The organism is Phytoactinopolyspora endophytica (assembly GCF_004138495.1).
Lineage (GTDB): Bacteria > Actinomycetota > Actinomycetes > Jiangellales > Jiangellaceae > Phytoactinopolyspora > Phytoactinopolyspora endophytica.
In genome coordinates this window covers 27,296-28,396 of record NZ_ML142882.1, presented here as the reverse complement: position 1 = coordinate 28,396, position 1,101 = coordinate 27,296, and the positions used below count along the sequence as shown (strand labels likewise).

Below are 1,101 nucleotides of genomic sequence, written 5' to 3'. Positions count from 1 at the left end.
GTGATCGGTCGTCCGGACCTCTAACGGGTTCTCGCCAAAGTCCTGGTGAACGTCGGAAGTCCCAGATGACTCTGGGTCGGCATTGACGCTTTCGGTTCCACGGACTGCTTCACTGTTCTCTTTGGCCATGCACAACTCCCAGTGGTTCATGCGGCATGCGGAGCACCGCAGCCGAAGCACCGTTGCGTCAGCCGCTGACCGCTCCCGTCGGGCTCGATACACGTCCAGGCGACGAACTCAGCCGCGCGGGCAGCCTCACGCCCGCCTGTCACCTGACTTCCCGTCGGCATTTCACTGGACCGGTCCCAGCGGCGCGGCGGAGCTCGCGGCTGGCCCCGTCGCGCATTACTGAACACGCTAAAGGATCCGAACAGACATATCAACTCTCAGCAAGAAATGCCGGGCTGACCTGGGCTGTTTCAGCTCATTTCCAACAAGATCCCAACACAAACGGGCAACCTCGACGGGGGACCCTGTCATGCCCGCGATTCAATGCCGTAAAGTAGTGCTGTTAGCTAACATTTCGGGATCTCATCATGTGGGCGGCGACGAATCTGAACGCCCACATCACCACTGGTTCGTACGTCATACATGCCATCTCGGCTCAGAGATAAACGATGCCAGATTCGTTCCAGTGAGCGCAACCGTTTCGAGTAGCGCAACAAAATCCACTGTAGATATCGTCGCTTTCATAGCTCTGCGATCATGAATTCACGGCAACACGCGCCGAGAATTGTGGCTTGAGTCACCTCCATTTCCCGAGGTCATCGCACACTTGTGCGTTATTCGAACGGCCTGCGGACGGACGCCCCCGGCATCCGTCCGCGGTGCTCATCCCGGTTCGGTTCGGCGCGCCGGGCAGGGGGCATACCCGAACCGAACGACAGAACATGGTCGAATACCACCATGTTCTCCACCGACGACGCCGCCCAGATCGTGGGCGCCGGGGTGGTCATCCTGGTGGCTCTGTGCTTGACGATCGCCTGGATACCGGCCCGTGGCCGCTATCCCGGTGGGCTGCCCTCCCGGTTCTTCATCACCGCCGGACTCGTAGCCGCCATATGGGAGCCTCGTGGTCTGGGCGTGATCGGGTTGATCCTC

The 1,101-nt window shown here is 60.3% G+C and carries 1 protein-coding gene; it reads left to right on the top strand.

Annotation, left to right across the window (positions count from 1 at the left end):
- Positions 1–906: 906 nt before the first annotated feature.
- Positions 907–1,101, top strand: a 195-nt coding sequence (locus ELR45_RS36235) for a hypothetical protein (protein WP_165368337.1), incomplete at its 3' end; no start/stop codon positions are given.